The 22,454-nt window shown below is 73.0% G+C and carries 19 protein-coding genes; 14 read left to right on the forward strand and 5 right to left on the reverse strand.

Features of this window, described 5'->3' with window-relative positions:
- Nucleotides 1–46: 46 nt before the first annotated feature.
- A complete protein-coding gene (locus GRQ65_RS12580; protein WP_337191691.1) occupies nt 47–292 on the reverse strand; it encodes a DUF3253 domain-containing protein in 246 nt (81 codons plus the stop codon).
- Nucleotides 293–327: 35 nt separating this feature from the next.
- Here GRQ65_RS12580 and GRQ65_RS12585 point away from each other — a divergent pair, with 35 nt between their 5' ends.
- The 12 genes from GRQ65_RS12585 to GRQ65_RS12640 all read left to right on the forward strand — a co-directional run bounded on the left by GRQ65_RS12585 (nt 328) and on the right by GRQ65_RS12640 (nt 13,298).
- Nucleotides 328–717 (forward strand): VOC family protein, encoded by a 390-nt coding sequence (locus tag GRQ65_RS12585; RefSeq protein ID WP_160878327.1) that lies wholly within the window; start codon nt 328–330, stop codon nt 715–717.
- Between the two features lie 65 nt (nt 718–782).
- Entirely contained in the window at nt 783–1,664 is an 882-nt protein-coding gene (locus GRQ65_RS12590; RefSeq protein ID WP_160878328.1) for an AAA family ATPase, read from the forward strand.
- On the forward strand, nt 1,661–2,788 hold the full coding sequence (locus tag GRQ65_RS12595) for a VWA domain-containing protein (RefSeq protein ID WP_160878329.1): 1,128 nt from the start codon (nt 1,661–1,663) through the stop codon (nt 2,786–2,788). Before GRQ65_RS12590 ends, GRQ65_RS12595 begins: the two co-directional genes overlap by 4 nt.
- Nucleotides 2,781–3,917, forward strand: a complete 1,137-nt coding sequence (locus GRQ65_RS12600; RefSeq protein WP_160878330.1) for an XdhC family protein — start codon at nt 2,781–2,783, stop codon at nt 3,915–3,917. The genes GRQ65_RS12595 and GRQ65_RS12600 overlap by 8 nt, the downstream gene beginning before the upstream one ends.
- Before the next feature lie 120 nt (nt 3,918–4,037).
- On the forward strand, nt 4,038–5,084 hold the full coding sequence (locus tag GRQ65_RS12605) for an alpha/beta fold hydrolase (protein ID WP_160878331.1): 1,047 nt from the start codon (nt 4,038–4,040) through the stop codon (nt 5,082–5,084).
- Nucleotides 5,085–5,140: 56 nt separating this feature from the next.
- Nucleotides 5,141–6,373: a sigma-54-dependent transcriptional regulator family protein gene (locus tag GRQ65_RS12610; RefSeq protein WP_160878480.1), complete on the forward strand. Its 1,233-nt coding sequence runs from the start codon at nt 5,141–5,143 to the stop codon at nt 6,371–6,373.
- A 106-nt stretch (nt 6,374–6,479) separates the two neighbouring features.
- Complete coding sequence (locus tag GRQ65_RS12615) at nt 6,480–7,991, forward strand: hypothetical protein (protein ID WP_160878332.1); 1,512 nt, start codon at nt 6,480–6,482, stop codon at nt 7,989–7,991.
- Nucleotides 7,992–8,089: 98 nt separating this feature from the next.
- Complete coding sequence (locus GRQ65_RS12620) at nt 8,090–8,533, forward strand: SDR family NAD(P)-dependent oxidoreductase (protein WP_160878333.1); 444 nt, start codon at nt 8,090–8,092, stop codon at nt 8,531–8,533.
- A 59-nt stretch (nt 8,534–8,592) separates the two neighbouring features.
- A complete protein-coding gene (locus GRQ65_RS12625; protein ID WP_160878334.1) occupies nt 8,593–9,129 on the forward strand; it encodes a (2Fe-2S)-binding protein in 537 nt (178 codons plus the stop codon).
- Entirely contained in the window at nt 9,126–11,606 is a 2,481-nt protein-coding gene (locus GRQ65_RS12630) for a xanthine dehydrogenase family protein molybdopterin-binding subunit (RefSeq protein ID WP_160878335.1), read from the forward strand. Before GRQ65_RS12625 ends, GRQ65_RS12630 begins: the two co-directional genes overlap by 4 nt.
- Nucleotides 11,603–12,457 carry an FAD binding domain-containing protein gene (locus GRQ65_RS23440; protein WP_160878336.1) on the forward strand — a complete coding sequence of 285 codons (855 nt, stop codon included), beginning with the start codon at nt 11,603–11,605 and terminating at the stop codon, nt 12,455–12,457. Before GRQ65_RS12630 ends, GRQ65_RS23440 begins: the two co-directional genes overlap by 4 nt.
- 19 nt (nt 12,458–12,476) lie before the next feature.
- Entirely contained in the window at nt 12,477–13,298 is an 822-nt protein-coding gene (locus GRQ65_RS12640) for an SRPBCC family protein (protein ID WP_160878337.1), read from the forward strand.
- Between the two features lie 156 nt (nt 13,299–13,454).
- Here the strand turns inward: GRQ65_RS12640 and GRQ65_RS12645 are convergent, their stop codons facing one another.
- Nucleotides 13,455–14,762, reverse strand: coding sequence for an MFS transporter (locus tag GRQ65_RS12645; RefSeq protein WP_202388026.1), 1,308 nt, complete (start codon nt 14,760–14,762; stop codon nt 13,455–13,457).
- Nucleotides 14,763–14,888: 126 nt separating this feature from the next.
- Between GRQ65_RS12645 and GRQ65_RS12650 the strand changes: the two genes are divergently transcribed.
- Both GRQ65_RS12650 and GRQ65_RS12655 read left to right on the forward strand, forming a co-directional pair.
- Nucleotides 14,889–16,664: a DUF2207 family protein gene (locus GRQ65_RS12650; RefSeq protein ID WP_160878338.1), complete on the forward strand. Its 1,776-nt coding sequence runs from the start codon at nt 14,889–14,891 to the stop codon at nt 16,662–16,664.
- 72 nt (nt 16,665–16,736) lie between these two features.
- A complete protein-coding gene (locus GRQ65_RS12655) occupies nt 16,737–17,297 on the forward strand; it encodes a LemA family protein (protein ID WP_160878339.1) in 561 nt (186 codons plus the stop codon).
- Between the two features lie 106 nt (nt 17,298–17,403).
- Here GRQ65_RS12655 and GRQ65_RS12660 read toward each other — a convergent pair whose 3' ends face one another.
- The 3 genes from GRQ65_RS12660 to gnd all read right to left on the reverse strand — a co-directional run bounded on the left by GRQ65_RS12660 (nt 17,404) and on the right by gnd (nt 22,435).
- A complete protein-coding gene (locus GRQ65_RS12660) occupies nt 17,404–19,902 on the reverse strand; it encodes a metallophosphoesterase family protein (protein ID WP_202388027.1) in 2,499 nt (832 codons plus the stop codon).
- Nucleotides 19,903–20,141: 239 nt separating this feature from the next.
- Nucleotides 20,142–20,987, reverse strand: a complete 846-nt coding sequence (locus GRQ65_RS12665) for an aldo/keto reductase (RefSeq protein WP_160878340.1) — start codon at nt 20,985–20,987, stop codon at nt 20,142–20,144.
- Nucleotides 20,984–22,435 (reverse strand): NADP-dependent phosphogluconate dehydrogenase, encoded by a 1,452-nt coding sequence (gene gnd / locus GRQ65_RS12670; RefSeq protein ID WP_160878341.1) that lies wholly within the window; start codon nt 22,433–22,435, stop codon nt 20,984–20,986. Before gnd ends, GRQ65_RS12665 begins: the two co-directional genes overlap by 4 nt.
- Between the last annotated feature and the right edge of the window lie 19 nt (nt 22,436–22,454).

Here is a 22,454-nt window from a genome sequence, read left to right on the forward strand (position 1 = left end):
ATGGTCGAGGAGGCGCGCCAGCGCCGTCTCGGAACCACTCCGGACCTCAGCGCCCGAGCGGGCGACGGATCCGGATCGGGCCCTTGACGGTCGCGAGGTCGACGACCTCGCCGCGCTGGGTGATCTCGACCTCGCCCGCCGCGACCAGCCGCCGGGCGGCGGCGCGGACGGGGTCCATCAGGTCTCGCCAGCCGTCGGCGGGACCGATCCGACGGGCGACGTCGGAGGGGCAGATCGTCTTGGGGGCGCGCTCGTCCAGCAGGTCGAGGATGGCCCGCTCCAGGTCCGCCACGAGGCCCAGCCTAGGCACGCCCTAGGCTGCCGGACGTGCGGTTGGACCTGGTGACGCTGCTGGTGCTCGACCAGGACGAGGCGATCTCGTTCTTCACCGGAGCCCTCGGCTTCGAGGTCGCGGAGGACCGCGCCGACGTCGGCGGCGACGGCCGCACGAAGCGGTGGGTGGAGGTACGCCCGCCCGGCGGCGGCACCGGGCTGCTGCTCGCCCTGCCGAACGGCGCCAAGCAGCTCTCGCAGGTCGGCCGGCAGGCCGACGGGCGTGTGGGGTTCTTCCTGCGGGTCGAGGAGTTCGCGCCGGTCCACGAGAGGATGGTGGAGGCCGGGGTGGAGTTCCTCGAGCAGCCTCGCCACGAGGAGTACGGCACGGTCGCGGTCTTCCGCGACTGCTCGGGCAACCGCTGGGACCTGCTCGGCAGCTGAGCGCCGCCGGCCGTCGTACGAGCACCCAACGCTCCACCAACGAGCGCGACCGTAGCCTGACTGGTGTGACCGACCTCGCTCCCGACTCCGCCGACGCGATCGCCGCGCGCCTGCGGGAGACCGGCTACCTGTGCGACGACGCGTTGGCGACGGTGACGTTCCTGTCGTTGCGGATGCAGCGCCCGCTCCTGCTCGAGGGTGAGCCCGGCACCGGCAAGACGGCACTGGCCGAGGCGATCGCCCAGACGCTGGGGCTGCCGCTGGTGCGGCTGCAGTGCTACGAGGGCATCGACGCCACGCAGGCGCTCTACGACTGGGACTTCCCGCGTCAGATCCTGCACCTGCGCGCGCTCGAGGCGGCGGGCCGCGAGACCGACGTCGAGGAGGCCGAGAAGAGCCTCTACGACGAGCGGTTCCTGCTCGCCCGCCCGGTGCTGGCCGCTCTGCAGCAGAGCCCGGCGGTGCTGCTCGTGGACGAGGTGGACCGCGCCGACGACGAGTTCGAGGCGTTCCTGCTGGAGGTGCTGTCGACCTACCAGGTGAGCATCCCCGAGCTCGGCACGGTCGCGGCCACCACTCCGCCGGTCGTGGTGCTGACCTCCAACCGCACCCGCGAGCTGCACGACGCGCTCAAGCGGCGCTGCCTCTACCACTGGATCGACCACCCGGGCCTCGAGCGCGAGGTCCAGATCGTGCGCTCGCGGGCCCCCGAGGTCTCCGAGGCGCTCACCCGCCAGGTCGTCGGGGTCGTGCAGCAGCTGCGCGGGCTGGACCTGCAGAAGCCCCCGGGCGTCGCCGAGACCCTCGACTGGGCCCGCGCGCTTGCGCACCTCGGCTCCACCACGCTCGACCTCGAGGCCAGCGCGCGCACGCTCGGCGCGCTGGTGAAGTACCGCGAGGACGCGCTCAAGGTGCAGCAGGCCCTCGACCAGCTCCTGCGCCCGTGACCTCGGCGCCGCTCCACCAGGCCGACGAGATCCTGCTCGGATTCACGCGGGCGCTGCGTGCCGCCGGGGTGCCGGTCACCTCCGACCGGGCCCAGACCTACCTCGCGGCGGCGGTGATCGTCGGCCTCGACGACGCGCGCGCGACGTACGACGCCGGTCGGGCGACGCTGTGCGCCTCGCCCGACGACCTGGTGCGCTACGACCAGGTGCACGAGGCCTACTTCAACTCCCGCGACGGGCTCCCGCGCCCGAGCGCGCCCGACGCCGCCGTGCCGACGTTCTCGGGGCTGCCGATGGGCGAGGACGACGGTGGCGCCGGCGACGACGCCGAACGCGAGACGATCCGGGCCGCCGCCAGCGACACCGAGGTGCTGCGCCACCGCGACGTGGCGTCGATGTCGGCCGCCGAGCGGCACCGGCTCGCCTCGATGCTGGCGACTCTGCGCCCGCGGCCCCCGCGCCGGCGCACCGCCCGGCATCGGCGCTGGCACCGCGGCCAGGTCGACGCCGCCCGCACCCTGCGGGCGTCGCTGCGCCAGATGGGCGAGCCCGCGACCGTCGCCTGGCGCCGCCGCGCGACCAAGCCACGCCGGGTCGTGCTGCTGCTCGACGTGTCCGGCTCGATGAGCGGCTACGCCGACGCGCTGCTGCGCCTCGCTCACCGCCTCACCCAGGGCCTCGCAGCCGAGGGCGGGACGGTCGAGACGTTCACCGTCGGCACCCGGCTCACCCACCTCACCCGCGCGATGCGCGGGCGCGACGCCGAGCGCGCGATGGTCGCCGCGGGTGAGACCGTGCCCGACTGGTCCGGCGGCACCCGCCTGGGCGAGACGCTGCGCATCTTCCTCGACCGGTGGGGCCAGCGCGGCACGGCCCGGGGCGCGGTCGTCGTGGTGTTCAGCGACGGTTGGGAGCGCGGCGACGCGGCCCTGCTCGGCGAGCAGATGGCGCGGCTCCACCGGGTCGCGCACCGCGTCGTGTGGGTCAACCCGCACCGCGGCAAGGTGGGCTACGAGCCCGTGCAGCAGGGCGTGCTCGCCGCGCTGCCGCACGTCGACGACTTCGTCGCGGGGCACTCGCTCGCGACCTACGCCGAGCTGGTGGAGGTGATCGCCCGTGCGTGACGTGCTGCCCGAGCTGATGAGGTGGTGGGAGGCCGGCGAGACCGTCGGCGTCGGCACCGTGGTGGCGACCTTCCAGTCCGCACCCCGCCCCGCCGGAGCTTCGATGCTGGTCGGACCCGACGAGACCGCCGTCGGCTCGGTGTCGGGCGGCTGCGTCGAGGGCGCGGTCTACACCCTCGCCCAGGAGGTCGTGGCATCCGGGGAGCCGGTCCTGCAGCGCTACGGCGTGTCCGACGACGACGCGTTCGCGGTCGGGCTGACCTGCGGCGGCATCCTCGACGTCTACGTCGAGAAGGTCTCGCGCGAGACCTTCCCCGAGCTCGGCGAGGTCGCCGCCGACGTCGAGGCCGGGCGCCCGGTCGCGCTCGCCACCGTCATCGAGCACCCCGACCCGGCGTGGCTGGGACGGCGGGTCGTCGTACGCCCCGACGACGAGGTCGCGGGCTCCATCGGCTCGCCGCGCGCCGACGACGCCGTCCGCGACGACGCGCTCGGGCTCCTCGCCGCCGGCCACAACGCGACGCTGACCTACGGCCCCGACGGCGAACGCCGCGGCGAAGGCATGCGGGTCTTCGTCTGGGCCTTCGCACCCAAGCCGCGGCTGCTGGTCTTCGGCGCGATCGACTTCGCGGCCGCGGTGGCCCGGGTCGGCGCCTTCCTGGGCTACCACGTCACGGTCTGTGACGCCCGCCCCGTCTTCGCCACCGCCAGCCGCTTCCCCGAGGCCGACGAGGTGGTCGTCGACTGGCCCCACCGCTACCTCACCGCCGAGGCCGAGGCCGGGCGCATCGACCCCCGCACGGTCGTCACCGTGCTGACGCACGACCCCAAGTTCGACGTACCCCTGCTCGAGGTCGCGCTGCGGATGCCCGAGATCGCGTACGTCGGGGCGATGGGCTCGCGGCGCACCCACGAGGACCGGCTCGAGCGGCTGCGCGAGGTGGGGCTCAGCGACGAGGAGATCGCCCGGCTCTCCAGCCCCATCGGCCTCGATCTCGGTGCTCGCACGCCCGAGGAGACCGCGATCTCCATCGCCGCCGAGATCATCGCCGGTCGCTGGGGCGGCTCCGGGCGACGGCTCGCCGCCACCGACGGGCGCATCCACGGCGAGACGAACCCGCTGGCGTAGTCCGGCCGGGAGTGGTTTCGAGACAGGACTTCGTCCTTCCTCAACCACCGCTGGTCGAGGAGGTCGTGCAACGACCGGCTGGAACCATCGGCCCTTGCACCGGTGGCGGAGACTGACGAGGTGAGAGAGGTCGGACGCCGCGCGCTGCTCGGGGCGGTGCCGGCGGTGGCGCTGGTCGGGTGCACCGGCGACGCGGACTCGCCGGACGCCGTACGCACGCCGAGCGGATCGCCCACGGCGACCTCGGCGGCGCCGTCGGCGACACCCGCGCCCACCCCGACCGAGACACCGCTGCCGGAGGTGCGCGACCCGCTGTCGCTCCCGGCGCTGATGCGTCAGCCCCCGGACGGAGGTCGGGTGCGGGTGCTGCGCACCGAGGTCGAGACCGACGACTACACGCGAGAGCAGGTGACCTACCGCAGCGACGACCTCACCGTGTCCGGGGTGCTGCTGCGCCCGCGGGGGAGGGGGCCGTTCCCGGCGGTGGTGCTCAACCACGGCTACATCGAGCCGTCGGTCTACGTCACCGGCCAAGGGCTGGCCCGCGAGCAGGACGCGCTGGCCCGCGCGGGGTTCGTCGTGCTGCACACCGACTACCGCGGCCACGCTGCCTCCGACCCGGTGCGCCCGCTCGAGCGCGAGACGCGGCTGGGCTACACGCGTGACGCGATCAACGCCGTGGCCGCGCTGCGGTCCCTGCCGTACGTCGACGGGTCCCGCGTCGCGATGCTCGGCCGCTCGATGGGTGGCGGGGTCACGATGAACGCCCTGGTCACCCAGCCCGGCCTGGTGCGGGCCGCGGTGATCTACGCGTCGGTGAGCTCGCGCTTCCTCGACAACGTCGAGCAGTTCACCCGTCCGGGACGGCCCGAGGCGGTGGACGCTCTCTACGACCGGTTCGGCACCCCGGCCCGCGCTCCGCAGGCCTACCGCGACCTGTCGGCCCGCGCGTACTTCGACCGCATCACCGAGCCGGTGCTCGCCCACCACGGCACCGTCGACGGCACCTGCCCGCCGGAGTGGGCGCGCACCACCCAGCGGCTGATGCGCCGCGCCGGGGTCGACGCCCGGCTGCGCTGGTGGCCGGGGGAGGACCACGCCTTCTACGCGCGCTGGCAGGATTCCATGGACCAGACGATCCGGTTCCTGCGCCGACGGATGGCCTGACCCCGCGGGTGTGACCCGGGTCACCTGGACCGGGTTAGGCTCGGGCCGTGGCCCGGATGCAGCTCAGCGCGAAGCGGCAGGACACCGTCAAGGCCTGGACCAGTTTCGTCGAGCACGGCGACGCCGTCGAGGACGTCGTGCGCCCGGAGATCCTGTCGAGCTGGACGCGCAGCGAGGCGGCGGTGACCGCCGACGTGAAGGAGGCGCCGCTCGTCGACGAGTCCGAGATCGCTTCCATCTGGCGCGACTCGCCCCTGCAGACCGCCGTCGAGCGGGTCGAGTCGGAGCTGCGCGAGACCGCCCTCGACGGCGACCTCGTCATCGCCGTCACCGACGCCGACACCCGGATCCTCTGGACCTACGGCGGACGAGTGATGCGGCGCAAGGCCGAGACGGTCAACTTCGTCGCGGGCGGCCGCTGGGACGACGAGTCGGTCGGCACCAACGCGCTCGACCTCGCCAACCGGCTCGAGCAGCCGGCGATGGTCTTCAGCGCCGAGCACTACGCCGCGATCGTGCACAACTGGGTCTGCTGGGCCGCACCCGTGCACGACCCCGTGACCGGCGCCAAGCTCGGCGTCATCGACCTCTCGACCACCTGGGACCGCACCCACCCCATCGGCCTCGCGACCGCCCGCGTCATGGCGCGCCTCATCGAGTCCGCGATGCCGCGCTCGGCCCACCACCCCTCGGCCCTCGTCGAGGAGACCCGCACCCCGGGGCTGGTCATGACCCTGCTCGGCACCGCCGAGACCTGGCTCGACGGGCAGCGGCTGCTGCTCAACCGCCGCCAGACCGAGGTGCTCGCCCTCCTCGCGCTGCACCCCGGCGGCCTCTCGCTGGAGCAGCTGCACGCGATGGTCTACGGCGACCAGGCGATCACGTTCTCCACGCTGAAGGCCGAGGTGTCCCACCTGCGCCACGCCCTCGGCGGCCAGCTCGGCTCGCGGCCCTACCGCCTCCTCATGCCGGTCGAGACCGACGTGGAGCACGTCCTCGCGCTGCTGCGTCGCGGTGAGGTGGGCGCGGCCGTCGACGCCTACGGCGGCGACCTGCTGCCGGGCACCAACTCGCCCGCGCTCAACGAGCTCGCGGAGTACGTCGCCGTCGCCCTGCGCGAGGCGCTGCTCGCCTCGCCCCAGCCCGACGCGGTGGTGCGCTACAGCGAGCTCGCGCCGTACGACTCCGAGGTGCTCGAGGTCTGCCTCGCCTCCCTGGAGCGGATCGGCGGCCGCCCGCACCCCGCGGTCCCGCTGCTCAAGGGACGCCTCGCGGTCGCGCAGCGCTGAAGGCGGGTCATCGCACCCGCAGGTCAGGACCGTCGTCCGTGGGGGACAGGACGGCGGGCTCCCTAGCGTCGCGGCGTCCACCTGACGCAGACCACGGGAGAACCCCATGTCCACCGCCCCTCGCCGCACCGTCGCGGCGCTCGCACCTCTGACCCTGGGGCTGACCGCGCTCGCCCTGCCGCTGACCGCAGCACCGGCCCACGCCGAGGTCGTCGACACCGCCCCGCCGGTCGTGACGGTCAAGGTGCCCGACGTCGACGGCAGCAACGGGTGGTACAGGACCCACCCCACCGTGAAGATCTCGTCGCGCGACCTGAGCGGCATCGACGCCGAGGCCTCCAGCATCACCGTGAGCGGCGCCGTCGAGCGCAGCCTCGGCGTCGACGGCATCGGTGCCGCGTCGGTCGTGCTCGACGCGGACGGTGCCAGCACGGTCTCCTGGGAGATCCACGACCGGGAGGGCAACGTCGCGCAGGGCTCTCGGGTGCTCTCCGTCGACACCACCGCGCCGATCCCGACCCTGAACGTCGTGGGAGGCACGACGGTGGCCCGCGTCGGCGACCAGGTCGCGTTCACCCTGCGGTGCGACGAGGCGACCTCCGGGGTGGCGGAGTGCGTCACCGGCGGAGACCTGCACGGCGGCAGCGCCGAAGGCGTCCTGATCGACACCCGCACCCCCGGTGACAAGACGGTCTACGTCAGGGCGACGGACAACGCCGGCAACACCGCAACGACCACCCGGACCGTCCACGTCGTGGCCACCGGGGACCGACCCGTCGTCACCTTCGACGCACTGGCGCCCAACGGCAGCAACGGGTGGTACCGCACGCCGGCGAGCGTCACCGCCCGCGCCACCCCCACCGACGCCAAGGCGACGATCGACACCACGTCGATCGGCTACGCCGGCGAGGGCGCCATGACCGCCAAGGGCAGCAGCGCCAACATCCTGGTCCGGCGCGAGGGCACCACGCCCGTGACCGGCTCGACCGTCGACGTCCTGGGCCAGACCGGCACCGCGACCGTCACCGTCAAGGTCGACACCGTCGCTCCGTCCATCACGGCGCCCGCCCTGCCCGCCTCCGTCGTCCAGGGCACCCGGGTCTCCGTCGCCCCGTCCTGCGCCGACGCGACCTCGGGTGTCGCCGAGTGCGTGCTCACGGACGGCGTGGCCAGCGGCCTGCTGGACACCGCGCAGGCAGGCACCCGGTCGGTCAAGGGCTACGCCCTCGACGCCGCCGGCAACCGCACCGCCTTCGAAGGGTCGTACGTCGTCACCCCGGCCAGCCAGAGCGGCACCGGCACCGGCACCGGCACCGGGACCGGCACGGGCACCGGCACCGGGACCGGCGCGGTGAAGACCGCGACCGTGTCGGGCTCGGCGAAGGTCACGGGCAGGAAGGCCACGCTCACGCTCGCCACCGTCAACGCTCCAGCCGGCGCCCAGGTCGTCGTCCGGGACGGGTCCAAGGTCGTCGCCACCGGTGTGGTGGGGGCCGGCGGCAAGGTCAAGCTCGTCGCCAAGGGCCTGAAGCGCGGGAAGCACAAGCTCGCGGTGACGGTCTCCGCCACCGCCACGAGCACCGCCGCCACCACCGTGGTCAAGGTCCGCATCCGCTGATCCCCTCTCCACCCCCGAGACCCGCCCGGTCGCGCACCTCCCAGCGCGACCGGGCGGTGCCACGTCCGGGCCAGAACACCCTCGGTAGCCTCGCGACGGTGGAGCTGCGCTACGCCCTCGCGGTCGTCACCGGCGCCGGGGACGGGCTGGGCCGCGAGCTGGCGGTGGCGCTGTCGCGGCGCGGGGCGGCGGTGCTCGCGGTCGACCCCGACCTCGGTGCCGCCGAGAAGACGGTGTCGCTCGTGCGCCGGGCCCGGGTGACCGGCTGGGCCCACCAGGGCGGCACCGACGACGAGACCGACGTCCACCTGCTCGCCGCCCGCGCGCTCGACCTGGGCGGCGCCGACGTGCTCGTCGACGCCCGGCCCGGGGCGGCCTCCGACCTGCTCGAGACCCTCGTGCGCGACGCGCTCGACCTGCGTCGTGGCGTACGCCGGCACCCCGGTGGCGTCGTACGGATCGGGCGGGACGTGCCCGCGGCAGGGGGCTCCTCCGACACGTGTCGACGGGTCCTCGACGCACTGACCTCGACGACAACCTAGGACCAACCCGGCGCACCTACCGTGACCCGCACCACACCGTCACACGCAAGGGAGCGCCCATGACGCGGATCAGCCTCACCGTCGACGGACGGAAGGTCGTCGACGACGTCGAACCCCGCATGCTGCTCGTGCAGTACCTGCGCGAGAAGCTCGGCAAGACCGGCACGGTCGTCGGCTGCGACACCAGCAACTGCGGTGCGTGCACCGTCCACCTCGACGGCACCAGCGTGAAGTCGTGCAACGTGCTCGCGGTGCAGGCCGAGGGCAGCGAGGTCACGACGATCGAGGGCCTCGCGCAGGACGGCCAGCTGCACCCGGTGCAGGAGGCGTTCCGCGAGTGCCACGGCCTGCAGTGCGGCTACTGCACGCCCGGGATGATCATGCAGAGCGTCGACCTGCTCAAGGAGAACCCGTCGCCGACCGAGGAGGAGATCCGCCTCGGGCTCGAGGGCAACCTGTGCCGCTGCACGGGCTACCACAACATCGTCAAGGCCGTGCAGTACGCCGCGGAGCACGGCGGCTCGACCGGCGTCTCCGCCGCCACCCCGGCCGACGTCGAGGCGAGCGAGCCCCAGGAGACGGGAGCTCACGTATGACCGCCACCCAGGAGCGGCCCACCGCCGAGATCGGCAAGGACCGCCGCCGCAAGGAGGACCAGCGCCTCATCACCGGTCGCACGCGCTGGACCGACAACCTCACGCTGCCCGGGATGCTGCACCTCGCGATGGTCCGCAGCCCCTTCGCGCACGCCGAGATCACCTCGATCGACGTCAGCGCGGCCAAGGACGCCCCCAACGTCGTCGACGTGCTGACCGGCGCCGACTTCGGCGAGGAGCTCGGCGTCTGCATCAACGCCTGGCCGATCACCCCCGACCAGGTCACCCCCGTGCACTCGCCGATGCCGGCCGACCGGGTCGCCTTCGCCGGCGAGATCGTCGCCGTCGTCATCGCCCGCAGCCAGGCCGAGGCGCGTGACGCGGCCGAGCTCGTCGACGTGGAGTACGACGAGCTGCCGGCCGCGCTCGACCTGCGCGCGGCGGTCGAGGACGGCGCCCCGCTGGCCCACCCCGACCTCGGCACCAACAAGTCGGCGCTGTGGGTCTTCGACTCCAAGGAGGCCGGCACCGGCGGCGACGTGGAGGAGGCGATCGCCAAGGCGCGCACCGACGGCGTCGTCATCGAGCGCGAGTTCCGTCAGCAGCGCCTCATCCCGGCGTTCATGGAGCCCCGCTCGGTCGTCGTCGACCCCACCGGCGAGCAGCTGACGATGTGGTCGGCCACCCAGATCCCGCACATCCTGCGCTTCGCGCTGGCGGCGACGACCGGGGTGCCGGAGTCCAAGATCCGCGTGATCGCCCCCGACGTGGGCGGCGGCTTCGGCGGCAAGCTGCAGGCCGCGCCCGAGGAGTGGATCACCTGGGCCGTCGGTCGGCGTCTGGGCAAGCCGGTGAAGTACACCGAGACCCGCAGCGAGTCGCTCATGTCGGCCCACCACGGCCGCGACCAGTGGCAGAAGCTGACGCTGTCGGCCGACAAGGACGGCACGGTCACGGGCTTCAAGGTCGACCTGCTCGCCGACCTCGGCGCGTACGTCGCGATCGTGGGCGGCGGGGTGCCGGTGCTCGGTGCGTTCATGTTCAACGCGATCTACAAGTTCCCGACCTACCGCTTCTCCTGCCAGACGGTGCTGACCAACAAGACCTGGACCGACGCCTACCGCGGCGCCGGGCGCCCCGAGGCGACGTTCGCGATCGAGCGGATGATGGACGAGCTCGCCGCCGAGCTCGGGCGCGACCCGCTCGAGGTGCGCGAGCAGAACTGGATCAAGCACGAGGAGTTCCCGTTCACCACGGTGGCGGGGCTGGAGTACGACTCGGGCAACTACGAGGCCGCGACCGCCAAGGCCCGCGAGATGTTCGGCTACGACGAGCTGCGCGCGGAGCAGAAGCGGCGGCGCGAGTCCGGTGACCGGGTGCAGCTCGGCATCGGCGTCTCGACGTTCACCGAGATGTGCGGCCTGGCGCCCTCGCGGGTGCTCGGCAGCCTCGACTACGGCGCCGGCGGCTGGGAGCACGCGAGCGTGCGGATGCTGGCCACCGGCAAGGTCGAGGTCATCACCGGAGCCTCCGCACACGGCCAGGGCCACGAGACGGCGTTCAGCCAGATCGTCGCCGACCGGCTCGGCGTGGCCTTCGAGGACGTCGAGGTGCTGCACGGCGACACCCAGGTCGCGGCCAAGGGGCTCGACACCTACGGCTCGCGCTCGCTGGTCGTCGGCGGCGAGGCGCTCGTGCGCGCGGCCGACAAGGTGGTCGAGAAGGCCAAGCCGGTCGCGGCGCACATGCTCGAGGCGTCGGTGGACGACATCGAGTTCAGCTCGGGGCGCTTCTCGGTGCGCGGCACCGACCAGGGCGTCGCGATCGGCGAGATCGCCACCGCGGTCTTCACCGCCCACGACCTGCCCGACGGCATGGAGCCCTCGCTCGACTCCGACGCGACGTACGACCCGGTCAACTTCAACTACCCGCACGGCACCCACCTGTGCGCGATGGAGGTCGACACCGAGACCGGCGGCGTGAAGATGCGCAAGTACGCCTGCGTCGACGACATCGGCACCGTCATCAACCCGCTCATCGTCTCCGGCCAGGTGCACGGCGGGCTCGTGCAGGGCATCGCCCAGGCGCTGTGGGAGGAGGCGGTCTACGACGACTCCGGCACGCTGGTGTCCGGGTCGTTCGTCGACTACCTGCTGCCGACCGCGGCCGACACGATCAGCTTCGACGTCGACCACACCTCCACCCCGGCCACCACCAACTCGCTGGGCACCAAGGGCGTCGGCGAGGCCGGCACCATCGCCTCGACCCCGGCCGTCGTCAACGCCGTCGTCGACGCGGTGCGCCACCTCGGCGTGGCCGACGTGCAGATGCCGTGCACGCCCGAGCGGGTGTGGAAGGCCATCAACGGCGCCGCCGGTGCCGGCGCTGCGCCGACCGAGGGGGCGGCGATGCCGCACTTCGACGACGGAGTCCCCAACCAAGCGCCCGGCGCGACCGGGGAAGGAGACACGCTGTGATCCCCGCCCAGTTCGACTACCTCGCACCGACCTCGGTCGAGGAGGCCGTCGCCGCGCTCGGCGAGCACGGCGACGACGCGAAGATCCTCGCCGGCGGGCAGAGCCTGCTGCCGGTGCTGCGGATGCGGCTCAACGCGCCCGAGGTCGTCATCGACCTCGGCCGCATCGAGTCGCTGCGCGGGGTCCGCGAGGAGGGCGACGTGCTCGTCATCGGCGCGATGACCCAGCACTCCGTGGTCGCCAGCGACCCGCTCGTGGAGGAGCACGCGCTGCTCATCCACAAGGCCGTCCAGCACCTCGCCGACGCCCAGATCCGTCACCGCGGCACCTTCGGCGGCGCGCTCGCGCACGCCGACCCCGCCGGCGACATGGGTGCCCCGGCCCTGGCGCTCGGGGCGGAGTTCGTCATCGCCGGTCCCGGCGGCACCCGCACGGTCGCGGCCGACGACTTCTTCGTCGACCTGTTCGAGACCGCGATCGGCGAGGACGAGATCCTCACCGAGATCCGGGTGCCCAAGCACACGGGCTGGGGCGCGCACTACGAGAAGTTCGTGCGCGTCGCTCACCAGTGGCCGATCGTGGCCGTCGCGGCCGCCGTACGCACCTCAGGCGGCACCATCGAGGAGGCCCGCGTCGGGCTCACCAACATGGGCTCGACCCCGCTGCGCGCCCGCGGCGTCGAGGCGGCGCTCGCCGGCCAGCCGGCGACCGACGAGGCGGTGCGCGAGGCCGCGTCCGGCGCCGCGGAGGGCACCAACCCGCCCTCGGACCTCAACGGCGACGCCGACTACCGCCGCCACCTCGCCGGCGTGCTGACCCGGCGGGCCGTGCTCGCCGCGGCCGGGGCCTGAGAGGGGGTACGGCGTCAGCATGGATCTCACCCACCGGTTCACCGTGCCCACCGACGTCGCCTCGACGTGGGAGCACTTCCAGGACATCGCGTCCGTCGCGCAGTGCTTCCCCGGCGCCCAGGTCACCTCGGCGGAGGGCGACACCTTCAGCGGCACGGTGAAGGTCAAGCTCGGTCCGATCGCCCTGGTCTACAACGGCTCGGGCACCTTCGTGGAGAAGGACGAGGCGGCCCACCGCTTCGTCGTCGACGCGAAGGGCAAGGACAAGCGGGGCAACGGCACGGCCGGGGCCAAGGTGCGGCTCACCATGACCGAGGGTGCCGGTGGCGGCACCGACGTCGAGGTGGTCACCGACCTGGCCATCACCGGCAAGCCGGCGCAGTTCGGGCGCGGGGTCATGCAGGACGTCTCCGACAAGCTGCTCGGGCAGTTCGTCACCTGCCTCGAGCAGCGGCTCGACGGCACGGGTGGGGCCGACGCGACCGGGGCGACCGGGGCGGCCGGGGCAGGCGGCGCGCACGCGGCGTCGGCCGCGGCCACCGCCGCGCCGGGCAGCGACAGCCCCGAGGAGGCCGTGCCGCCGGCCTCGGCCGGTCCGCAGGCCGTCGCGGCCCCGGAGCCGGAGGCGGCCGACCCAGCCCCCGCCGCGCCCCGGCACGCCGCGTCGACGCCGATCAGCTCGGCGCCGTCGTACTCCTCGGCGGGTCCGGCTCCGCAGCAGGACGACGCCCTGGACCTGGGGGCGACCGTGCTGCCGGTGCTGATCAAGGGCTACTGGAAGGAGGCGCTGGGCGGTCTCGGGCTCGTGGCCCTGCTCGTCTGGCTCCTGCGCCGTCGCTGAGCTCTCCTCACCCCCGCCGCCCCGGTCGCGACCCGTCGCGACCGGGGCGGTGGTGCGCGGAATCCCAGCATCTGCTGGGAATGCCAACGTTCTGGGGTGTTGCAACACCCCAGAACGTCAGGGATCCCAGCAGATGCTGGGATTCCGACACTGGGCTCAGTGCGCGGCCGGCTCCGAATCGGGGACACGGACGCCGTTGACCTCCGGGCTCAGCTGCGGCTCGAGACGCGCGACGGCGAGCGCCCCGCAGACCAGGCAGCCGACGATGAGCAGTCCGATGTAGACCGAGCCGAGGGCGTGGCCGATGAGGAAACCCGAGGTGGGCGGCGCGATCACCGCCGCGCCCTGGAACGCCGCGGAGCTGACGGCGTTGAACCGGCCGCGAAGGTGGTCGGGGGCGAGGTCGTTGACCAAGGCAGGGATCGTCGGCTGCAGCAGCGTCTCGCCCAGGGCGAAGACCGACGCGCAGGCGGCGACCAGGAGCGTCGCCCCGAGGGTGCCAGGGATGACCCCGGCGAAGCCGAGGGCCACCCAGGCGAACGCCCAGATCACCCCCATCACCGCGATGACCCGGGTGCGGCGTCGGCCCTCGATGCGCTGGAGGACGACCAGCTGCAGCACCACGATCACGGCGGTGTTGGCGGCGAAGGCGAAGCCGAGCCCCCGCGTCGAGACCTCGCCGACCTGGCGGGCGAACGCCGGCATCCCGGCGTTGAGCTGGGAGTAGCCGACGAAGGAGGAGACGAAGCTGAGCACGGTCAGGCTCGCCATCGCCGGGCTGCGCAGGACGGCGAGGTAGCTCACCTGGCCCGTCGCCTCGCCGGCCTCGTGCACCACGCGGCCGGCGACGTGGCGCAGCGGGCCGAGCAGGAGCAGCAGCGCGGGGAGGTAGCTGGCTGCGTCGACCAGGTAGACCGCCTGGAACGTCGCCAGGTCGGCGACGTCGACGAACAGCCCGCCGACGACGCCACCGATCCCGATGCCGAGGTTGAGCAGCGTGAAGTTGACCCCGAAGTAGCGCTGGCGCAGGTGGGTCGGGATCACCGAGGCGACCAGGCTCTGCCACGCGGGCCACGACATCCCGAACGCGATCCCGGTGAGCACCAGCGCCAGCCCGGCCACCAGCTCCGTCGTGGCGAAGGCGAGCAGCGCGTTGCCGACGACCAGCAGAGAGAGCACGCCCAGCTGGATCCGGCGGGCGCCGACACGATCGATCGCCAGGCCTCCGGGACCGACGACGAGCAGCCCCATCAGCGGCGGCAGCCCGAGCAGGAGACCGACGTCGCCGAGCGCGAAGCCGCGGACCTCGTGGAGGTAGACGACGTTGAAGGGCAGGACCAGCCCGGTGCCGAGGAACTCCAGCACGACGATCGAGAGCATCAGCCGGCCCTCGCGCGGCAGGTCGTGCCAGAAGCCGGTGAGCCCGGACGAGGCAGGGGAGGGGGAGGGGGACGCCGTCGTCACCTCAGCAGGGTGTCAGGACCCACCGACACCGCGCGAGCGGGTATCCGACGTCGCGGCGGAGGGCGGGACACCTGACCTGGTCGAACTGCAGACGCACGCCCGCGATCAGCCCTAGGGTTGCCGCCTGTGAAGCGGGTCGCCTGGACAGTCCTCGGCCTGCTCGTCGTGGTGGCGCTGCTCTGCTTCCCCGCCGTCGGGTACGGCGGCACGGAGGGCGGCGACGAGGCCGACGAGGACACCACGATCACGAGCTACCTCGCCGACTTCACGCTCGACGCCGACGGCACGCTCCACGTGGTGGAGACCCTGACGGTCGACTTCCCGAACCCGGGCAAGCACGGCATCTTCCGCTACTGGGACCGCACGGACCCCCGCGACCCGCACGTGCGGCGCACGCCGTACGTCACGCGGGTCACCCGCGACGGCGCCGCGGAGCCCTTCGACGTCAACGAGTTGGACGGCCGCAAATTCGTCGTCGCGCAGATCGGCGACGCCGACACGACCCTGAGCACGGGCGCGCACACCTACGTCATCGACTACAGCGTCTCCAACGCCGTCGACACCAACGACCCGAGCGTCACCTCCACGTCGCCTGACGCAGCGGCGTCGATGTTCTACTGGCAGCTCGTTCCGCGCGGCTGGCAGCAGCGCATCGGGCAGGCGACCCTCACCGTCCACCTCCCCGTGCCCGCCCAGGCCGACGTCGCCTGCGCGGTCGGCGACGAGGCCAGCAGTGGCTGCCAGGTGCAGGGTGGCGGCACCACCGAGCTCACCGTGACGACCGGTCCGATCGAGCCCCGCACCCCGGTCACCGTCGCCACGGCCCTGGCGATGCCGGTCCCGGAGCCGTCGTTCACGGTGCCGTGGTCGCCGCGCTGGGACAGCGTGCTCGGCACCGACGTGCCGCTCCTGCTCGTGGTGCTGGCCCTCGCGGCCCTGGCCACCGGGCTCGGGGCGCTGCTCGGGGCCCGATCGCGCGAGCGGCCGCCGGGGTTCGGGCTGCAGTACGCCCCACCGCCGGGCATCGGCCCCGCGCAGGCGGTCTACGTGATGGACGAGGACGTCGACCGCACGACCTGGGTCGCGACGATGATGTACGCCGCCGAGCGGGGCGCCATCACCCTCACCCGCGACGGTGACGACTGGACGATCACCGACAAGGCCGGCCCGGAGGGCTGGTCGGGGCTCGACTCGGAGACCCGGGGCCTGGCCAGCCTGCTCAGCGGTCCGGGCACGTCGTTCACCGCGCAGCGCAAGAGCGTCACCGCGGGGGAGCGGCTCGGCGAGGAGGTCAAGCGGTTCGAGAAGAGCGTCGAGGAGTGGGGCACCTCCTCGGGCAACCTCGCTCGGACCGGCGCAGGCTGCGGCGGCGGGCTGCTGGTGCTCGGCGGGTTCGCCCTGATGGTCGTGTGCCTCGTCTTCTCGCCCGGTGGTCTCAGCATCGCCGGCCTGATCCCCGGGGGCTTCGCGGTCGCCGGGCTCTCGCTCATCTCGACCGGCGCCTCGACCCGGCGCACGCCCCAGGGGCGGCAGCTGTGGTCGCAGGTCGGCGGCTTCAAGCGGGTGCTGTCGACCGAGTCGAGCGAGGACCGTTTCGACTTCTCAGGCCGTCAGGAGCTCTACACCGCCTACGTCCCCTGGGCCGTCGCGTTCGGCTGCGCCGACACCTGGGCCCGCAAGTACCGCGTCGAGACCGGCGCCGAGCCCCCCGCGCCGTCGTACCTCCCCGCGGCCTACGGCGCGAGCGCCGGCTCGTACGTCGACTCCGTGGTCGACAGCTTCGACTCGGCCGTCGGTTCCGCCATCTCCTCCTACAACGCCACCCAGAGCTCCTCGTCGTCCTCGGGCGGCGGGTTCTCCGGGGGCGGTGGTGGCGGCGGCGGAGGCGGCGGCTCGTGGTGAGCGCCCTCGCCCCACCCGCCCCCGGTCCCGCACACTGATCCGCAGCACCCCGACCAGAGAGAAGTCCTCAAGATGCTGATCGCCCTCGTCGTGATCGTCGTGATCGTGGCCCTCGCCGGCTTCGCGGTCGTCGGCTTCAACAAGCTCCGCACCCGTGACATCGAGGCGCAGGAGGCGCTGGGCGGCATCGACGTGCAGCTCACCCGCCGCGCCGAGCTGATCCCCAACCTCGTCGAGACCGTCAAGGGCTACGCCACCCACGAGCGCGAGGTCTTCGAGCAGGTCACCGCGGCGCGCGCCGGGGTGCAGGCCGCCGCCGCGGGCGACGATGTCCCGGCCAAGGCGGCCGCCGACGCGGCGCTCCAGCAGGCGCTCGTGCGCGTCAACGCCGTCGCCGAGAACTACCCCGAGCTCAAGGCCAGTCAGAACTTCCTGCAGCTGCAGGGCCAGCTCGCCGAGACGGAGAACCAGATCGCCTTCGCCCGGCAGTACTACAACGACGCCGTCGCCACCCTCAACAAGCTCGTCGCGACGATCCCGTGGATGTTCTTCTCCGGCATCGCCAACGTGCACCGCCGCGAGTTCTACGACGCCCCCGAAGGCCAGCAGGTCGCTCCGAAGGTCGAGTTCTGACGACCGGTGGTTGAGGAGGTCGCGCTGGCGACCGTCTCGAAACCACTCTCCTCGGTGGGAGTGGTTTCGAGAGAGGACTTCGTCCTTCCTCAACCAGCGGGCGGGGTCAGCGGCGCGGCACCCGGAAGGTGACGGTGCCGACGGCGGGGGCGGTGGTGGCGTCGCCGGTGTAGGAGACCCGCAGGGTGGTGCGACCCGGCGTCAGGTCGCGCCGGCGTACGGCGGTCCGCAGGCGTCCGCGGCGCAGCGCGCCGCGTCGGAGCACGGTCCCGTCGGCGCCGCGCACCTCGACGGTGCCGGACGCGTCGCCGCGACCGGGCACGCCGACCTGGATCGACAGCCGCACCCGGGCCGGGCCGACCCGACCGGCCTTGGCGGTCACGACGGCCGCGGCGAGGGCGATGGGGGTCGAGGGCTGCGTCGGCGTCGTGGTGCCGGTGCCGGTCGAGGGTTTCGCCACGCTGACCGCGAGGCTCGCCCGAGCGGCGAGGTAGGTCCTCGTGCGGGGCATCTCGAGCGTCAGCGTGTGGGCGCCGACGTCGAGGGTGCCGGCGGGCAGCGTGGTCGTGAATGCGCCGGCGGTGACGGCCGTGCGGCGCAGCTCGTCGCGACCGAGGCGGACGACGAGCGTGCCGTCGAGCGAGCCGAGGCCGCTGGTCGCGCCGGCGACGGTGCCGACGATGCGGACCCCGCCGGTCTCGGTGAGCGTGGCGGTCGCGGTGATCGCCGTCGAGCCGCGCCCGACGGTGAACCGGTCGAAGACGACGGGTGCGTTGTCGGGCTGCTTGACGTCGTAGACCCAGCTGGTGACGGTGCGCGCCGCGGTGTCGAGGGCGGTGAAGACGCACAGGTCGTTGCTCTGCACGAAGGGCAGCGGCTCGCCGTCGGGGTTCAGGAACGGCTTGACCGACGGCAGGATCGCGTCGAGCCCGCCGGGGTTGCCGAGCGAGAGGTAGTTGTCGGAGTTCCACGGCGCGGGCGGCAGCGGACGGGTGCGGTTGGACAGCCCGTCGTAGGCGCCGTAGGTGTTGCCGGTGTTGGACGTCTCGAGCCAGTGGGTGCCGCTCTCGGAGCGGAACCGGTTCCACAGGTGGCTGTGACCGTTGAGCACCAGGTCGGTGCCGGCCTGCTCGAGCAGCGGCTGCACGTCGTGGAGGAGCACGTTGTCCTCGGGGTGGTACTCGTAGCGCACCGAGGTCAGCGCGCCCGAGGAGTCGCGGGTCTCGATCCGCTCGGGCTGCGCGAAGACCGGCATGACGTTGTCACCCAGGCCCTGCGGGCCCTCGTGGAGGATGACGACCTTGATCGGGGCGCTCTGGAACGCCTCGCTCGCGACCTCCTGGGCGAGCCACTCGTACTGCTCGCTCCCCACCCCGAGCTCCTCGAAGTGGAACTCGCCGTAGCCCTGCTTCATCGGGTCGCCGAGGTCGGCGAGGGCCTCCTGGTAGCGGGTCTTCGCGGTGCGCAGCGTCGGGTCGGCGGTCGCGGTCGCGCTGCGCCAGATGCGGGTCGAGAACAGGCTGACCAGGCGCACGTCGCCGACGGTCGTGGCGTAGTAGCGCTTGCCGCCGGGGGAGTCGGTCGGCAGCGAGAAGATCTCCTCGTAGGTCGTGGTGCTGAAGGAGTTGTCCTCGATCCACTGCGCCTTGCGGGCGGCGTCGCCGGTGGGGTTCACCGTCGCCGCGACCTGGGCGTAGCGGCGCTCGGCGATCTCGCGCGGCACGGGGTTGTTGAGGTCGAGCGCGGTGAGGCCGTCGACGCGGCCCTGCACCTCGTGGTTGCCGATCGCGGGGTAGAGCACCGCGGACTGCACGATGGGGCCGCCGGCGTAGACCCGGCCGCCGGTCGACGTGCGCCCGCCGCGGCCCTGCAGGCACGGGAAGAAGCCGCTGCCGCGGGTGTCGTCGAACCACTCCGACGCGCGGTCGGGCACGTTGACGAGGTCGCCGGCCAGGAAGACGGCGTCGATGGTGCCGATGGTCTTGGCGGCCATCTCGAGGTTGGCGGGGGTGTTGACCATCGCCTGGTGGTCGCTGGTGAGCAGGATCGTCTGGCCCTGGCCGCGCTTGGCCGCCGGGGCGAGCTCGAAGGTGCCGGAGGCGACGAACGAGCTGCCGTCGGTGCTGACGACGCGGTACGCCGTGCGCCCGGTCAGCCCGCTGGCCTTCGCCTCGTGGCGGTGCACCTCGCGCGGGGTCATGGTCGCCGGCTTGACCGGCACCTGCGAGTTGGCGTCCTCGACGACACGGGACAGGCGGGAGGACGTCGCGGGGAAGGCGCGCACACCGCTCACCGCGGTGCCGGTGGCGGCCGCGACCAGCTGGGCGTCGGTCAGGCTCGCGACCGCCGAGCCCACGAGGAGCGTGTGCCGCGCGCCGGCGTACTCGGTCATCCAGACGACGCAGACGCCGTCGCTCGTGGGGAGCTGCAGGAACGGGTCGGTCAGCAGCCCCAGCGTGCCGGCGCGCGCGGCAGCAAGGCTCGGGCCGGTGCTGGACGCGGCAGAGGCGGACGCACCCGAGGTGAGGGCGAGGGCGGCGCCGGTCGCGGCGCTGGCGGTGACGACGGCGCGACGCGAGAACGCCGGGCCGGTGGGCGGGGTCATAGGTTCCTCCGAGGCAGGGGTGCCGGGGAGGGCTCCGAGACCCGGCGAGCCGCAGTCGACCGGTCTCAGCCCAACGGGATGAGGCGGGCGTGCCAACGCTCCGGGTCACCCGGGTGCACGGCGTGTCTCGCGAGGGCGAGCCGGTGGTTGAGGAGGCCGGCTACGGCCGTCTCGAAACCACTCTCACCAGGAGCGTGGTTTCGAGACAGGACTTCGTCCCTCCTCAACCACCGTGGATCTCAGAGCTCGCCGAGGCGCGCCATCTCGTCGTCGGTGAGCGTGAGCTCGGCGGCGGCGACGTTCTCCTCGAGGTGGGCGACCGAGGAGGTGCCGGGGATCGGCACGATCACCGCGGAGAGCTGGAGCAGCCAGGCGAGCGCGACCTGGGTGCGGGTCGCGTCGTGGGCCTCGGCGATCTCCTTCAGCGCCTCGGCGCCGTCGACGTGGTCGGCGACGGGGCGCCAGGGGATGAAGGCGATGCCCTCCTCGGTGCAGACGTCGAGCAGCTCTTGCGAGCCGCGGTCGCCGAGGCTGAACCGGTTCTGCACCGAGGCGATCGGCGCGACGGCCTGGGCGGCGCGCAGCTGCTCGACCGAGACCTCGGAGAGCCCGATGTGGCGCACCTTGCCCTCGTCCTGCAGCTTCTTGAACTCCCCGACCTGGTCCTCGAGCGGGAACGCCTCGTCGATGCGGTGCAGCTGGAAGAGGTCGATCCGCTCGACGCCGAGCCGGCGCAGCGACAGCTCCGCCTGCTGGCGCAGGTAGGCCGGGTTGCCGAGCGGGACCCACTGCTCTGGGCCGGTGCGCAGCAGGCCGGCCTTGGTCGCGATGGTCAGGCCGTCGGCGTAGGGGTGCAGCGCCTCGTGGATGAGCTCCTCCGAGACGGTGGGCCCGTAGGAGTCGGCGGTGTCGATGAAGTCGACGCCGAGCTCGGTGGCGCGGCGCAGGACGCGCAGCGCCTCGTCGCGGTCGGCCGGCTCGCCCCAGATGCCCTGGCCGGTGATGCGCATGGCGCCGTACCCGAGGCGGTGGACCTCGAGGTCGCCGCCGATGCTGAACGTGCTGGCCGTGGTGCTGCTGGTCATGACATCTCCTGTTCCGAGCGGTCGCCCGCCCACAGCGTGTGGAAGGTGCCCTCGCGGTCGACCCGCTCGTAGGTGTGGGCACCGAAGTTGTCCCGCAGCGCCTGGATCAGCGCGGCGGGGAGGCGTTCGCGGCGCAGGCCGTCGAAGTAGGCCAACGAGGACGAGAACGCCGGGGTCGGGACGCCGGTGCGGGCGGACGTCGCGACGACCTCGCGCCACGCGTCGACGCCGTCCTTGACGGCCTCGGCGAAGTAGCGCGTGGTGAGCAGGGTGGTGAGGTCGGGCTCCTCGGCGTACGCCTCGCGGATGCGGTCGAGGAACTGCGCGCGGATGATGCAGCCGCCGCGCCAGATGGTGGCCATCATGCCGAGGTCGACGTCCCAGTCGTGCTCCTCGGCCCCGGCGGCGATCTGGTCGAAGCCCTGGGCGTAGGCGACCACCTTCGAGGCGTAGAGCGCCGCGCGGACCTGGTCGACGAAGGTGTCGCGGTCGGGCTGCTCGCGCTCGCCCTCCGGCGAGGTCGAGAACACCTTCCGGGCGGCCTCGCGCTGGCTGGTGTGGCCCGAGAGCGAGCGCGCGAACGTCGCCTCGGCGATCCCCGTGACCGGCACGCCGAGGTCGAGGGCGCTCTGGACGGTCCAGCGACCGGTGCCCTTCTGCTCGGCGGCGTCGCGCACCACGTCGACGAACGGCTCGCCCGAGGCGTCGTCGTGGGCCAGCACGTCGGCCGTCATCTCGATGAGGAAGGACTCGAGGTCGCCGCCGTTCCACTCCTCGAAGACCTCGCCGATCTCCTTGGGCGAGAGCCCCAGGGTCGAGCGGAGCAGGTCGTAGGACTCGGCGATGAGCTGCATGTCGGCGTACTCGATGCCGTTGTGGACCATCTTGACGAAGTGGCCCGCACCGTCGGGTCCGACGTGGGTGCAGCACGGCGTGCCGTCGACCTGCGCGGCGATCGACTCCATGATCGGCCCGAGGTGCTCGTAGGCGTGGTCGGAGCCGCCGACCATGATCGAGGGGCCGTTGAGCGCGCCCTCCTCGCCGCCGGAGACGCCCATGCCGACGAAGTGCAGCCCCTTCTCCGACAGCGCCTTCTCGCGGCGGATGGTGTCGGTGAAGTGGGCGTTGCCGCCGTCGACCACGATGTCGCCCTCGTCGAGCAGCGGGACGAGCTCGTCGATCACCGCGTCGGTCGGGTCCCCGGCCTTGACCATGATGACGATCGTGCGCGGCTGCGCGATGGCGCCGACGAACTCCTCCATCGACTCGGTCGCCACGAAGTCGCCCTCGTCGCCGAACTGCTCGACCAGGTCGGTGGTCTTCTGCGTCGTGCGGTTGTGCACCGCGATGGTGTGGCCGTGACGGGCGATGTTGCGGGCGAGGTTGCGCCCCATCGTCGCGAGGCCGGTGAGGCCGATCGTCGCGCGGGCTTCGCTCTGCTCTGACATCTTCGGGGCAACCTCCGGG

Source organism: Nocardioides flavescens (assembly GCF_009823805.1).
Taxonomy (GTDB): Bacteria; Actinomycetota; Actinomycetes; order Propionibacteriales; family Nocardioidaceae; genus Nocardioides; species Nocardioides flavescens.

Coding starts and splice junctions, on each gene's coding strand:
- GRQ65_RS12660 (WP_202388027.1), bottom strand. CDS start 19,902: ATGACCCCGCCCACCGGCCCGGCGTTCTCGCGTCGCGCCGTCGTCACC.
- GRQ65_RS12625 (WP_160878334.1), top strand. CDS start 8,593: ATGACGCGGATCAGCCTCACCGTCGACGGACGGAAGGTCGTCGACGAC.
- gnd (WP_160878341.1), bottom strand. CDS start 22,435: ATGTCAGAGCAGAGCGAAGCCCGCGCGACGATCGGCCTCACCGGCCTC.
- GRQ65_RS12665 (WP_160878340.1), bottom strand. CDS start 20,987: ATGACCAGCAGCACCACGGCCAGCACGTTCAGCATCGGCGGCGACCTC.
- GRQ65_RS12610 (WP_160878480.1), top strand. CDS start 5,141: ATGCAGCTCAGCGCGAAGCGGCAGGACACCGTCAAGGCCTGGACCAGT.
- GRQ65_RS12655 (WP_160878339.1), top strand. CDS start 16,737: ATGCTGATCGCCCTCGTCGTGATCGTCGTGATCGTGGCCCTCGCCGGC.
- GRQ65_RS12615 (WP_160878332.1), top strand. CDS start 6,480: ATGTCCACCGCCCCTCGCCGCACCGTCGCGGCGCTCGCACCTCTGACC.
- GRQ65_RS12630 (WP_160878335.1), top strand. CDS start 9,126: ATGACCGCCACCCAGGAGCGGCCCACCGCCGAGATCGGCAAGGACCGC.
- GRQ65_RS12640 (WP_160878337.1), top strand. CDS start 12,477: ATGGATCTCACCCACCGGTTCACCGTGCCCACCGACGTCGCCTCGACG.